Origin of the sequence: Staphylococcus sp. Mo2-1 (genome assembly GCF_046721385.1) — a bacterium.
Lineage (GTDB): Bacteria > Bacillota > Bacilli > Staphylococcales > Staphylococcaceae > Staphylococcus > Staphylococcus equorum_A.
This window is the reverse complement of sequence record NZ_JBEUUK010000001.1, coordinates 676,042-689,349: the sequence shown is the minus strand read 5'-3', so window position 1 is coordinate 689,349 and position 13,308 is coordinate 676,042. Positions and strand designations below refer to the sequence as shown.

At 31.2% G+C, this 13,308-nt stretch carries 15 protein-coding genes and 4 pseudogenes; 2 read left to right on the top strand and 17 right to left on the bottom strand.

What is annotated here, in order from left to right:
* Positions 1–392: 392 nt before the first annotated feature.
* The 5 genes from ABLV95_RS03615 to ABLV95_RS03595 all read right to left on the bottom strand — a co-directional run bounded on the left by ABLV95_RS03615 (position 393) and on the right by ABLV95_RS03595 (position 3,077).
* The gene (locus ABLV95_RS03615) at positions 393–500 is read right to left on the bottom strand and encodes a putative holin-like toxin (RefSeq protein ID WP_460872574.1); all 108 of its coding nucleotides are present in this window, start codon (positions 498–500) and stop codon (positions 393–395) included.
* Positions 501–804: 304 nt separating this feature from the next.
* On the bottom strand, positions 805–912 hold the full coding sequence (locus tag ABLV95_RS03610) for a putative holin-like toxin (RefSeq protein WP_427704856.1): 108 nt from the start codon (positions 910–912) through the stop codon (positions 805–807).
* A gap of 445 nt (positions 913–1,357) precedes the next feature.
* Positions 1,358–2,098: an SDR family NAD(P)-dependent oxidoreductase gene (locus tag ABLV95_RS03605; RefSeq protein WP_427704858.1), complete on the bottom strand. Its 741-nt coding sequence runs from the start codon at positions 2,096–2,098 to the stop codon at positions 1,358–1,360.
* A gap of 379 nt (positions 2,099–2,477) precedes the next feature.
* Positions 2,478–2,666, bottom strand: coding sequence for a hypothetical protein (locus tag ABLV95_RS03600; protein WP_427704860.1), 189 nt, complete (start codon positions 2,664–2,666; stop codon positions 2,478–2,480).
* 303 nt (positions 2,667–2,969) lie between these two features.
* Complete coding sequence (locus ABLV95_RS03595; protein ID WP_460872573.1) at positions 2,970–3,077, bottom strand: putative holin-like toxin; 108 nt, start codon at positions 3,075–3,077, stop codon at positions 2,970–2,972.
* A gap of 578 nt (positions 3,078–3,655) precedes the next feature.
* Between ABLV95_RS03595 and ABLV95_RS03590 the strand changes: the two genes are divergently transcribed.
* Complete coding sequence (locus ABLV95_RS03590; RefSeq protein ID WP_427704862.1) at positions 3,656–4,693, top strand: DUF4352 domain-containing protein; 1,038 nt, start codon at positions 3,656–3,658, stop codon at positions 4,691–4,693.
* A 577-nt stretch (positions 4,694–5,270) separates the two neighbouring features.
* Positions 5,271–5,760: pseudogene (locus ABLV95_RS03585) on the top strand (AAA family ATPase).
* A gap of 27 nt (positions 5,761–5,787) precedes the next feature.
* Here ABLV95_RS03585 and ABLV95_RS03580 read toward each other — a convergent pair.
* The 12 genes and pseudogenes from ABLV95_RS03580 to ABLV95_RS03525 form a co-directional block, all read right to left on the bottom strand.
* On the bottom strand, positions 5,788–6,195 hold the full coding sequence (locus tag ABLV95_RS03580; protein WP_460876428.1) for a YolD-like family protein: 408 nt from the start codon (positions 6,193–6,195) through the stop codon (positions 5,788–5,790).
* 345 nt (positions 6,196–6,540) lie between these two features.
* Positions 6,541–7,066, bottom strand: a pseudogene (locus ABLV95_RS03575) (hypothetical protein).
* A gap of 259 nt (positions 7,067–7,325) precedes the next feature.
* Positions 7,326–7,685, bottom strand: coding sequence for a hypothetical protein (locus ABLV95_RS03570; protein WP_460876426.1), 360 nt, complete (start codon positions 7,683–7,685; stop codon positions 7,326–7,328).
* Positions 7,673–8,548, bottom strand: a complete 876-nt coding sequence (locus ABLV95_RS03565) for a Fic family protein (RefSeq protein ID WP_460876424.1) — start codon at positions 8,546–8,548, stop codon at positions 7,673–7,675. Before ABLV95_RS03565 ends, ABLV95_RS03570 begins: the two co-directional genes overlap by 13 nt.
* A 604-nt stretch (positions 8,549–9,152) precedes the next feature.
* On the bottom strand, positions 9,153–9,914 hold the full coding sequence (locus ABLV95_RS03560; protein ID WP_427704869.1) for a CHAP domain-containing protein: 762 nt from the start codon (positions 9,912–9,914) through the stop codon (positions 9,153–9,155).
* 56 nt (positions 9,915–9,970) lie between these two features.
* A pseudogene (locus ABLV95_RS03555) lies at positions 9,971–10,273 on the bottom strand (SH3 domain-containing protein); the annotation flags it as partial.
* Positions 10,274–10,423: 150 nt separating this feature from the next.
* Positions 10,424–10,537: pseudogene (locus ABLV95_RS03550) on the bottom strand (N-acetylmuramoyl-L-alanine amidase); the annotation flags it as partial.
* Positions 10,518–10,850: an N-acetylmuramoyl-L-alanine amidase gene (locus ABLV95_RS03545; RefSeq protein ID WP_460876421.1), complete on the bottom strand. Its 333-nt coding sequence runs from the start codon at positions 10,848–10,850 to the stop codon at positions 10,518–10,520. The pseudogene ABLV95_RS03550 and the gene ABLV95_RS03545, both read right to left, overlap by 20 nt.
* 59 nt (positions 10,851–10,909) lie before the next feature.
* Complete coding sequence (locus ABLV95_RS03540) at positions 10,910–11,185, bottom strand: holin (protein WP_411039098.1); 276 nt, start codon at positions 11,183–11,185, stop codon at positions 10,910–10,912.
* 49 nt (positions 11,186–11,234) lie between these two features.
* Positions 11,235–11,534 (bottom strand): DUF7365 family protein, encoded by a 300-nt coding sequence (locus ABLV95_RS03535; RefSeq protein ID WP_411039099.1) that lies wholly within the window; start codon positions 11,532–11,534, stop codon positions 11,235–11,237.
* Positions 11,535–11,551: 17 nt separating this feature from the next.
* On the bottom strand, positions 11,552–11,707 hold the full coding sequence (locus ABLV95_RS03530) for a hypothetical protein (RefSeq protein WP_411039100.1): 156 nt from the start codon (positions 11,705–11,707) through the stop codon (positions 11,552–11,554).
* Positions 11,694–13,298, bottom strand: a complete 1,605-nt coding sequence (locus tag ABLV95_RS03525) for a hypothetical protein (RefSeq protein WP_460876418.1) — start codon at positions 13,296–13,298, stop codon at positions 11,694–11,696. Before ABLV95_RS03525 ends, ABLV95_RS03530 begins: the two co-directional genes overlap by 14 nt.
* Between the last annotated feature and the right edge of the window lie 10 nt (positions 13,299–13,308).

The window sequence follows — 13,308 nt, the reverse complement described above, 5'->3', positions numbered from 1 at the left end:
AATATTATTATAGATACTATAATAATCAGGATGATTCCAGGTAAAACATATGTATAAAATGATTCTCTCTTAATTGACATCGCCCCATTTTGTTTTAAAAAACTATAAAAAATACTTTTTTCTTAATTCTTTAATTATATTGTATTATCTATATATTTAATATACCATATCATACATTTTTACATTCATTTAGTTACATCTATAATAAATAGCCAATACAATGAGACGATTCATAAAAATTTGATTATTTATTTATATTATGGTAATTTATAGATAGAAAAAGGGCAACACACTATACGTGTATCGCCCTAGTGAGCCCGTTAAAAAGACGGTGGCTTTAAAATGATAATTTATATAAAAATAACCATTTAACCGGCCAAAGTTAGAGATGGTTATTTTTTATGTCTTAATTTAACAATTGTAATAACTAAACCTAATAAGGTAACGATGAAAGTACCGAAACCTAACATTAAGTGCGGCGCTTCTACAATTGAAACCACACAAGGCGTCTCCTTTCTAAAGATTTAAATGGCACTTTCATAAGCACCACCTCACTTTATACTGAGATTAGCCACCATCTACCCAACTCGCTCGCTCTAATTTTACTATATTTTTTATTCTACATACTATTACTTTTGTCGCCCTATAGAATTTGATTATATTTTTATATTGTGGTAATTTATAGATAGAAAAAGGGCAACACACCATACGTGTATCGCCCCAATGAGCCCGTTAAAAAGACGGTGACAGATTATTATAAGTTATTTTAAAAACAACCATCTAAACCGCCAAAGTTAGAGATGGTTATTTTTTATAGCTTAATTTAACAATTGTAATAACTAAACCTAACAAGGTAACGATGAACATACCGAAACCTAACATTAAGTGTAGCGCTTCTACAATTGAAACCACACAAGGCGTCTCCATTCTAAAGATTTTAACGGTACTTTCATAAGCACCACCTCATTTTATACTGAGATTAGCCACCATCTATCCAACTTGCTCGCTCTAATTTTACTATATTTTCTAATCACCTGACCATTACTTTTAATGACCTTTTTTCACTGCGTTATGTCAAAATATTTCAAACTGATAAGTATAGGATTAAAAAAAACCCTGTAGCAACTATCTATTTCAACAAGTTTTATAATACCTATCTTATCGAAAGTACAAAACTTTTAGTTACTATACAAAAATCAATGTGTGATTCTAATACAGTAAGTATAAAAACTGAAAATTTATATATAGAGTCTAAAAAATACAAAAATTATCGTAAAAACTAATTGAACCCATCTATTCAATTAGGTGAGTTTAAAATGATATTTGTCTAGTCATAATAGTAAAGAAAAGCACAAAATCACCAAGGAACAACGCCATTATTATTTGTAAAAGTTATATTTTTAATATTTTTACCTTTTTCTACTAAATCAATAACTCTTTTTATACCTACATCAATTGAGTTTGCTCCCATTTGTTTAGCAGTTTCTGGGTCTAGACCTCCAAATTCCGTGGCTACCATTCCAGGATCAACTAAATCTACAGTGATATCATAGCCTTCTTTTTCTAATTCTTTTGATAATTGAATAGAATACATATTTAAAGCTGCTTTTGATGATTGATAACCAGCGACACTTGCACCATATACGATTGATTCCTTATCTAAAGCTGAATTAAGAGACCCCATCATACTAGACATATTAATGATTTTTGCTTCTTTCACTTTTTTGAGTAACGGCAATATTGCTGAAGTTACATTCATAACTCCAAAAACATTAACATCAAACTCATTTTTCACTTTAGTGACATCAAGTTTAGATGGACTTGACGCTTCTAAAGCTATACCCGCATTATTAATTAAAACATCTAAAGAGTTTATTTCTCGAGCCGCATTCTGTACAGAGTTAATATCAGTAACATCTAGTTGAACTGTAGTCACGGACAAGCCTTTTAACTTTAATTCTTTCACAATAGATTGACCATCTTGTAAACTTCTAGCACCTATGATAACATGATACCCTTTCTCCGCTAATACTTTTGAAATTTCTTTTCCCATTCCTCTAGTAGCACCTGTTACTAGTACTTTCTTTGAGTTATCCATACTTTAAAATCCCCTTTTCATATTAACGTTACAAACATTTAATAATTTCCCTTTTGAACTAAATACAAACATTATCGATTTATTGGCTTTCAGACTAAAAACTACCAACTTATTTTGTTTAGATTTGTGTATTCTTATAGTTCTCAATTTCAATGAATTTATCTTTTCTGATATTTTATTTCCACAATATCTTTCAAATTAACCTTACTTAATACTATATCTTCATAAAAATGTAATATTTGTGTGTATGCATCTACTCTGTGCATATAACCTTCTTTAGTTTAAATATAGCCATCAACAAAATATGGTAATTCTATAGATGGATCATGATACATTTTAAATATTAAAGTATCGTTTAAATCGTTCCACTGCTCATCATTTAGTATATATCTATTTTGTTTTGATCTTGTTTAAAGTGATTTAACATTTCATATTGTTCAGGCATTGTAACGAATGGTGCCCACTTAACCATGTCTTGTCCTTTGGGTATACGTGGTTTGAGATATTCTCTAGATAGATTACAGTAGTTAGATTCATATTTATATTCACCAAGTGTGTTTTGGTTCATAATCATATAAGCACCTTATGAACACAATAGAGCTTATGTTTTATTGTGTAAACAAAAATTAAACTTAATACTCTTACGATTACTATTACTTTTGCATTCGTACTTTTTCCTCCTTAAAATAAAAAGCCGACATGACTATGCCGACTTAAACAATTGATAATATTTTTGTATTGTGGTAATTTATAGATAGAAAAAGGACAACACACCATACGTGTATCGCCCAACTGAGCCCGTTAAAAAGACGGTGGCCTCTGTATCTAGTTATAGTATAACCTTCTACTGCCGACCAAAGCGAATAGAAGGTTATTTTTTATGGCTTAATTTAACAATTGTAATAACTAAACCTAATAAGGTAACGATGAAAGTACCGAAACCTAACATTAAGTGCGGCGCTTCTACAATTGAAACCACACAAGGCGTCTCCTTTCTAAAGATTTAAATGGCACTTTCATAAGCACCACCTCACTTTATACTGAGATTAGCCACCATCTATCCAACTTGCTCGCTCTAATTTTACTATATTTTTAATCTATAGACTATTACTTTTGTCGACCTATAGAATTTGATTTAGATAAAATTTATAATTCCAGCCTTTATTTCATTATCTCGTTGCATTATTTAAAATTAAAATATACAATAAAAGTATAAAATACATTAAAATAATTAAGGAATATAAGTTGAATTAAATAGCTGGTCGTATGTTAGTTAATGAAGGACTTAATGTTGGATAAAGATAGCTACTCTTTTCATTAATAAGCAAAATCAAGTTATTAACAATACCATTGCTTTAGTCCTGTTAAATAATGCGGCATTAATTAACAAAGTCGTATTTAATAATAACACTAGAAATTGGTATCTTTTAATCCTTATTATGAGTACATCTATGTAAAAGATAATAACAACTTTAGAGTTATTGGGAGAATTGTTCTTTAATACTCAGCATATTTTATGCTTTAGTATATATTTTAGAAGCAAAGGAGCAACTTAGAATGAAACAACATCAAGAAAAAATATCTCAATCAGAATGGGAAAAATACCAAGCATTTCAGAAGTACACAGCTAGTAAAAAAAGAAAAAATTGGCTTATTGGTTGTGGAGGATCTCTAATTTTAATTGTTTTAATTATTATTGGAATTTCAGCATGTACAGCCATTTTTGTAAATAATGATGAAAAAACAACATCTAGTGATAATAGCGATAGCGATAAAAAACAAATATATAAATTAGGAGAAACTGTTAAAAATGGAAACTTAGAAGTAACAGTTAATAATGTTGAAACTGCTAAACAGGTCGGTCCTTCTATTTTACCTACAACACCTAAAGATACTTTTATCATTGTAGATGTGAAAATTAAGAATAAAGGGAATACTGCTTTAACTATTGATAGTAATATGTTTAAGTTAAAATCAGGTAAAAAATCATTAGAAGCAGATTCTCAAGCTTCTATCTCTGCCAATCAAAGCGAAGATGGATCTATACAAAATTCTTTCTTCCTTGAACAGGTAAATCCAGATAGTATCACAGAAGGAAAAGTAGTTTTTGATGTTTCTTCTGAAATTATTAAAGCTAAAAACAATAAATTAGAAGTCTCTTCTAGTTTCTTCAGTATTAAAAGCGTAATTTTTGATTTGGGTAATATTAAAGAAATCGCAATGAATAATCAAAATGAACAGGAATTAAATAATTCAGTTATGAATATATCTAATGAAAGAAATTCACTAGTCCAAACTACCAACAATAGAACCTTAGATTCTGATATAACCTCTGATAATAACTCACGTAGTCAAGTCGAAAGTCCTACCAAAAAAGAAAACAATAGTTTTAACTCAGAACTTAACTCAGAACTTAACTCACAATCAGAACAAGATAAAAATAAGACTGAAGTAGATGAACGCACAGATAATTTTTATAATCAAGAACTAGATGAAATTAACACATCATGGATTGACGAAGATACTAATTTTTATGATGATTTTCCTCAGTCGAATTATGAAAAAACAGATATGCAATCAAATGAATTAGAATAATATTTAAGGGAAGTTCTTAAATCCCTATATATTTTTATTAAAAAGCACCTAGTGATTTAAATATAAAATTAAATATGCTTGAAATATTTGATATATTATAAGTAACAATTCGTAATAACCATTCCACTTCTCACTCTATAAAGTAACTCATTTCAAATTAAATCCCACTATACCAGATGTTAATTCATCTGGTATTTTTTTGGTCATTTATCGTATCCCTATATATATATTATCTTTTTAGCTCTTTGAAAAAGAACCTAAAAAAGAACCCCGTCGCAACGGAGTTCTTTTTTGAATAATATGTAATTTATTCTCTTAGTGTCCTGGGAGACCAAAGTTAAACTTTAGAGGTTAGACGAAAAGCGCATAACTAAAGCATTTCGCTACCTTTACTTTCGGAGCAAACAGAAAGAAACCGAACTATTTTGACACGTATTTGACACGTGAGCCCATCCACCTATTCATATAAATGAGCGGGTGGGTTGTTTGTTAATATACTTTTTCATATAATTAGTATCAACATAAGAAGAACTCATTTACACGCTTTTCAAAAAAAGAAATTCGGGGGTACATAAATTTGAATAATTTAGGAACTTTATATTTTTTATCAGGGAAAATGGGAGCCGGAAAATCTACTAGATCTAAAGAAATAGAACAAACTGAAAATGCAGTTTTATTGTCTGAAGATGAATGGTTAGAAAAATTATATCCAAATCAAATAAATGATTTTGATGATTACTTAAGTTACTCAAAGTTAATAAAACCATTATTGAAAGAGCACATCCAGCCGAATTTTAAAAGTCGGTAGTAATGTAGTATTAGATTTTCCAGGTAACACTAAAACTCAAAGAAAATGGCTATTAAGTGTAGCTTCAGAAATTAATGCAAATCATCAATTAATTTTTCTCAATATAAGTGATGATAAATGTTTGAAACAAATTAATATAAGACGTAGTGAAGAACCAGAAAGAGAACAATTCGATACTAAAGAAACTTTCGAATATGTTTCTAGTTTCTTCGAACCCCCTGAATTTTCAGAAGGTTTAAATATTATAGAAATCAAATAGTTAACCCCATCTATTCATTTAGGTGGGCTACTTTATATCCACTATATCCTTTAAATTTATCTTACTTAAACTAGTTTCTTCATATAAATAGAGTAATTGTGTATGAACATCTACTTTGTGTATGTAACCTTCTATTGTTTGTATATACCCTTTCACAAAATACCTAACTTCTATCGTCGGATCGTTATACATTTTAAATATCAATGTATCATTTAATATATTTAATTGGTCATCGCTTAATTCGGGCTTTTCTATTTTATTTTGGTCTTGCATATATTCTTTCAAACGCTCATGTTGTTCAGGTATTGTGGAAAATGGTGCCCACTTAACTATGCCACGCCCTTCAGGTATACGTGGATTTAAATATTCACGTGGTATATTACGATAATCGGATTCATATTTATATTCATCTGGTGCATCTTGGTTAACAATCATTTTAATCACCTCATGAATATAATAGAACACTTGTTCGCATTAATCAATTTAATATCTATTTTTCTTAAAACCAATTATAATTAATCGTTACACAAATTCAGACAATCGAGGAGAATACATATGGATTATAAAAAAGAAATTGAAAAAATAGGTTGTAACACAAGAGAAGTAGCTAATCGAGTTGAAAAAGAAAATAATAACCCAATACTCAATGTGTTTTTAAATAAATAAAAACAGCCTATCTAATCAGATAGGCTGATTTATTAAACTTTGTTAAGCGTTCCACGTCGCTTGATAATTAAATACCCCAATTTTCTTATTGGAAACAAATTATAGATAAAAAACTTATATAAATTGTAGTTCATATATCTCTTTATTTTCATAAGTATTAAAACTATCAATATGACCTTTTAATACTACTTCTTGTTTCTTTCTACTCACATTGTGATAATATGTTAGCTTAATATTCATATCTGATTCGTAACCATTATTTTGAATAGTATCATCCAATTCATCGAATACAGTTTTATTAATAGGTAACATATAACTTTCCTTACTAGGTAACATATTTATATATTTCTTCTGAATTACATTATCTTTACCTAACATAACTTCAACAGTTATATTTTTAGCGAGCTCCTCCACCAAGGTTATATAACTTTAAATAATCCTCATGTTCCTCAGTGTTTGAAGTTGTATTTCTTAAATTCAAATTTTCATCTTCATCTTTCTCTAAAAGGATTTGATTAAACCCTAAAGCTGGTATAAAACTAATTTTCATTTGATAAAGTTGAACTGATACCGATACAAAATAAAATAACGCCATAATAAAAGTTCCTAGTGATCCAATTGCTGAAATAATATTTATCATATTAAATCTCCTTTTTTAATTTTTAGGAGACAGTAGTAGGGATTTAATTATAGCATTTAAGGTGACTTTTTTGTACATTTTTAACGTTTCGCCCTATCTTACGTATAAAATCATAAAAAACACCCAGTGACATGTGTGGGTGATTAGCTTAAGTATATATGAAAAAATAGGACTGATTATAGTTAATTCAAATGTTCTTGTACATGTTATTATATTATACCACAAAAAAACACCCACTAGTTGGTGAGTGTTAAGGGGATTATTCGGAAAGTAATTTTTCCATATAGTCATTTTTTATTTCATAAATCACTGGATTGCTCTTCAATTTAATAAATTTATCTTGATGATTTTTTATAACTTCGTTTATTTTATTCCTTGAGAATCCAACAATTTCTTGAAGCTCTTTTAAACTAATTCGTGAATATTTGCTACCGAACACTTTATCTTGCAATAATATAAATAATATCTTGAATTCGTATTTATTAAGTTTCTTAGATTCAAGTGAATTACCTAATCTTGTAATGACTTCAATATTATTTTCAAATGTCTCAATAACACTTTCTTGACCTTCGATAACAATACTTAGCATTTCTTCAATAAAATTAGTTAATTCACCCATATTATAAAAATTAGAAGCATTTTCAAACGCTTTGTAATATTTGTTTTTTTATTATTTACCACATAGGAAAACGTCAATGCTGTAAATGAATCTAAATGGTCATTTAATAATTTGGCTAAAATATATCTTCCTACCCTTCCATTACCATCATAAAATGGATGTAAGTATTCAAACATAAAATGACTTGCCATAATTTTATAAATTTCTGGAGCATTGTAATGTTTAATAAATTCTAATAATAGAGTTAGATATTCAAATATCTCTGCTTCGCTAAATTCGTTTCTATGGATCCATTTTGATTTAGTTTGGTCATATACGCCTATTGATTTTTTTCGAAACATATCTCCGTCTGGTAAATCTTTTTCCTTAATTTCGTCTGAAACCATTGTATCAAATATTCTACGTATATCAGAAATTTTATTAAATTCCATTTCATTGTTTTTCAACATTAAATATTGATTTACAAGTCCATCAAAACGTTTATTAGTACCTTTATGGCTATTGATTGATCTTGCTATTTCTTTCTTTGTACTTCTGATATTCTCTGTTTCGTTAGTGCTCTGCAATTCATTAATTAATAAATGCTTAATATATGCATCATTTGCTATTCCTGGCAAACTTGATGACATTTGTTGGATTTTCGCACTGTTTTTCAAGACAGTTTCAAGTTTCAATACAAGTTCTTTAGTTATAACAAAAAACAATGGATATTTAACATTACGGTGTTGTATTTCATTCTGTATAGGATTTATAACAATATCCGTAACAAAAGAAGAATAATTATTTCTTCGCATTTCGTATTCAGTTTCCATATTGTCCCAACCATACATATGAAATAGCTTTTTTAAAGGTTTATAATCCATAACACCACTCCTTATTCATCATATATTTAAATATGATGTCTATAATAAATAATTATAACTTATAAACAATATATATGGAAGTGGTATTATTTATAACAAAAATAGGGAAAGCACATGAGTGCCTACCCTACAAATATTAAAACGTAGCTACAATATGCCTAACAACAATTGTAAATATACATTACCACATTATATTATTTATTAAACAAAAAAATAACCACCCCGAAGGGTGGTTGTAATTAGAAATAAAATTTGATAGTTGTTAAACCATCTATTTCTAGGTTAACACAAAATACTACATGGACAGAGTAGTATTTTCACATAACAAAAGGAAGCGTTGGAATGTTACACTTCTATAATATTATTTCCCATTTTATTTATATTCAAACGTTATAAAGGCAAATAAAAAAGACACCTCTTAAAGAGATGCCATAATAACACTTGGTGGGTAAATTTATGACAGAAAATACCTATTACACATATTATCAAAATATTTTGTATACTACAACCAATAATAAAAAGCCACCTCAATAAGAGATGACCTACAGTGGTTAGAATGTTTGTAAATATTTTTGGCACAAAATATCTAAGTCAACGATATCATCTATTTCCACACAATGCTACCCCAATACTTTTCATACTTAATTCTTTCTTGTTTATCTGTAATCTTACATACAGCTAAATAGAAATAACCAGCATTAGGATTAGTAGGATATTTAAACTTAATCCACCAATATCCATCCTTTTTAGTAACACTCACAAAGTCTACCCATTCATTCGCATAAATCCATGAACTAGTATCAACAATCTCTCCACTTAAACTAGGAGTACGCCTTACTTTAATAGTTGTGTTAGCAGTAAAACGCCCTGCCCAATTCCATGTTATTTTCTGGGGAACTTTAAAATTAGGGCGCACAAAGTACATATTAGGATCATAAGGATGTGTACGTTGAGTTACAGTTTCCCAACCTGTGCCCCCTTGTTCTGGACCTTCTGTCCAACCGCCACCTAACCAATTCTGTTCTAAGATAGTTAGTTGATTTAAAGTAGCTGAAATGACATAACCTACATGACCCGCACCATCTCCAAATGTATATGGGAAAATAACCATATCACCAGGTTGAGCCAAAAAGTCTAGCGTATTTTTATAAACTGTAGCTTTGTCTTTCAACATTTCTTTATTATCTATGTGTATATCTTTGGCGTAATCCCCTTGTAAAGATGTACCAGGAAATAGTTTGACCCACCCTGCGTTTGCATAATCATAGCATTGATAACCATACCAACAATCAAAATCATATTGCTTACCTATTGTATTATTTAGCCAAACTAAAAATTCATTTTTTGTCATTTCTGCATTTGCCATTATATTACCTCCAATTAAATTAAAAAGCCGACACAATGTGCCGACTTAATTCATATTTATTTCCAAGTGATAGTTCCCCAGTATTTTTCATTCTTAATTTTTTCTTGTGGATCAGTAATTCGACATACTGCACAATAGAAATAATCATCGCTTGAACCTGGTGCTACGTATTTAAAACGAATCCACCAGTAACCATCAGCTTTTATAATTTGGTCAAATGGAACATAATCGTTTTTATCATATAACCATGAGTTTTTATCGACTAATGTTCCACTTGTAGTTGGTGATTTACGTACTTTAATCCCTTTATCATTTGTAGGTTGTGGGTAATAAGTACCTGCCCAATTCCACTTCGTTTTTTCATTTGGTAATTCAACTTTTTTATAATACTTAGCTACGATATTATCTAAATTAGATGTAGCTCTACTATATCCAGCTGCTTGTAAAACGTTACCAGGGTCTTGTTTATCTGCTTGGATATCTTGGTGTCCTGGCATCTCAGTTTTATAATCAATATCCCAATATTCAGCTAAGTAAGCTAATACGCGCGCCCCATTATCTAATGCTTTTTGTGAGCGTGTTTTATTTGTGAAATAGCAAATCTCAATGCCTGCGAGCACCATCATTTGCATTTACGCCATACCATGCATTGTCAGTTGGTGTACTTGGTAATACGTGATAAGCTACTTCATCTACAGGAATACAAATAATCGCTTCTTTTTCATCTACAAAAATATGCGCTGACGCAATACCTTGTTGAATGTTATGCGTATTTTCGTAATAATCTACATTATTCTGTGCTGTTGAATTTGGGTTCCCTGTATCATGGGCTACTAAAAATTCCGGTTTACCTTTTCTTAATTTCTTACCTGGGCGTCTTGTTCCTATTGTTAATAATTGGTATCTAACTGATACACCATTCCATGTTTCTGCCATATTAAATGACCTCCTAATATAATTTATGGCCATGACTACTCTGTCATGACCACATGTAATTATTGATTTGATTGTTTATTATTTTTATTTTTGAACGTTTCCCAAATACCTGTTGCCATTAAGCCACTAATTAACCCAGCTAGTAATCGACCAGCTATTGATAACTCTGTGACGATTTCAGGTATAAATATTGTGATGCCACCTATGACTATTCCAATTACCATTGAAACAATCGGTATAAAGTTCTTAGGTATTGTCTTCGTTCTTTTGATAACTTCTGTTAATGCGATTGTGATAACTGAGATAATCCCAGCAAATGCGATAATTTGTTCCATATAAAAACCTCCGTTAATTTAAAATAAAAAGCCGACTCAATGAGACGACTTAGTTGTTATTATCTTGTTTGTCATAAAATCTATTTTCAAAGTTTTCAAAACGTGAATTTAAAGTGTCAATCTTTGAACTAATTTGCAATATTATTTTAATTTCTTCTCTTTGTTGTCTTTGTTCGTCTTTCACTTCTTTAATATCTTCAGTATTTCTCGTCACTTCGGATTCAATTCGAGTAATACGATTTTCATTATCTTTCTTATCCTTACTTATCTTCCATGCAAAAGTCGCTATCGCTATAGCAATAGGCAGAACAGAGAAAATAAACCAAGTTGTTAATTCATTTTCATTCAACGTTGAACCCCCGCTTGTTATTCGTCGTTATAGTCTTGCTGATTTTTGTATGCCTCTAGCTCTCTGTAGGTTAGTTCTAAATCAGCCTGTAATTTAGTGCTACGTTGAATTTCTTCAAATAACCTACTTTGTAATACTGCTTTTTCGATATCTTCTTGATTATTGTTGTTCATTTATAATTACCTCCAATTTGTCATTTCTTTCAATTTGTTCTTTTAATGCTTTGCCTATGGTGGAAACTAGCTCATACATAGTCAATGAGTCACCATCTTGCGTGAGATGCTCAGGCGTTTCTCTTTCAAGAATGACCCCGTGACTTTTTTGAGTTACACCCTCCTCTATATCAGTTTTATAGTTATACTCATAAAACTCGGTATTCCTCAACATCTGTGTAGCGTCTGCGTTCCACGGCTCTATATTCGTTTTATATTTCTCAGAAGAATTCGACCTGTTTTCACCGTATAAAATTGATGCTCTTAAAGGCTTATAGCCATTGGTCAATAGATTATTAGTTACACGCACTTCACCTGTTGATGTACCTAAATATAGGTTGTAATCACCATTCACTCGAATAGAGTTAGCTTGAATTTTATCAGCCTGAATATCTTTATAGTTAGGATAGCCGTTGTTATAACCTCTTTTATCTGTAACTCGCAAAGCACCATCTACACAAGCGTAAACGTTCGTATTCTTGGCCAACCAATCCCCCTGAAAGCCCGCGCCGTAAAAGTAGCCACTGCCCATATCACCATTCTCGTTAGTGGCGTAAATTACTGGTAGCTCTTTGCTGAATCTGATACCTGACCCCATTCGAGTACCTGAGCCGGTCAAGTTACCATATAGCAACGCGCCGTCAGTCGCTAGTGCGCTTGGATTGTCCTTAACGTAAAATTGAAACTCATTTACGCCCATACGCGTTGATGTGAAAGGCCTCATATAAACTGAGTATTTGTTACTGCCTATGTTGACCGTATCATCTGCCTCAATGACCATTCTGTTTGCGTCTGACCTCAATGCCACTACACCTAAACCTGATTGCGGCGTCACACCACGCGCGCCACTGTCGTATGTGTAATCGAAAAACTCGAGTGTTCCTGACGCGTCGTGAGCATTACCGTCAATGTAGGTTGATATACCAAAGTCTGATACATAAATAGAGCGATTTTCATTATTATTTCTGAAACGTAAATGTCCATCTTTGAAACGGGTATACACGCCGTTTGTAGTAACATTGCCTTGCCAATCTCTTGTATAAGTACCGTATAGCGTCATTTCATCATTTTTCATAGTGATGTATTTGTCGCCATCGCCTCCGACCACATTGACAAGGTTAGCGTCTAATGTTCCACCTCTAATGTAATCAGCATTTAAGGAGCCGGCTGTAATCAAGTCAGCGTTTATCTGACCGCGTGTAATCGCGTTGTGGAACGTTTGGCCACCGTCCTTACTGACACCTAAACCACTTGAGTTTAGCAACGTCACATAGTTAGGATTGTCTTTATCCACGGCCATGATGCCTTGTTCGCTGAACGACAACTCACTTGCTGTATCCATTAACATTTGAGTTGACTCTTTGATTGCTGCAGGCAGCACTGATTCTTTTATTTTCGTACGGCCTGCCATCAAATCATTAATCGCTGACACTGCACCGGATTGATCTTTTTTATATCTGACTTCACGTCTAGGGTCGCCTACGACGATTGTCTGCTTAATGATTTTATGGTGAGCGTCACGCGTTGTTTTGATTTCTTGGATTCTTAACACTCGATTAAAA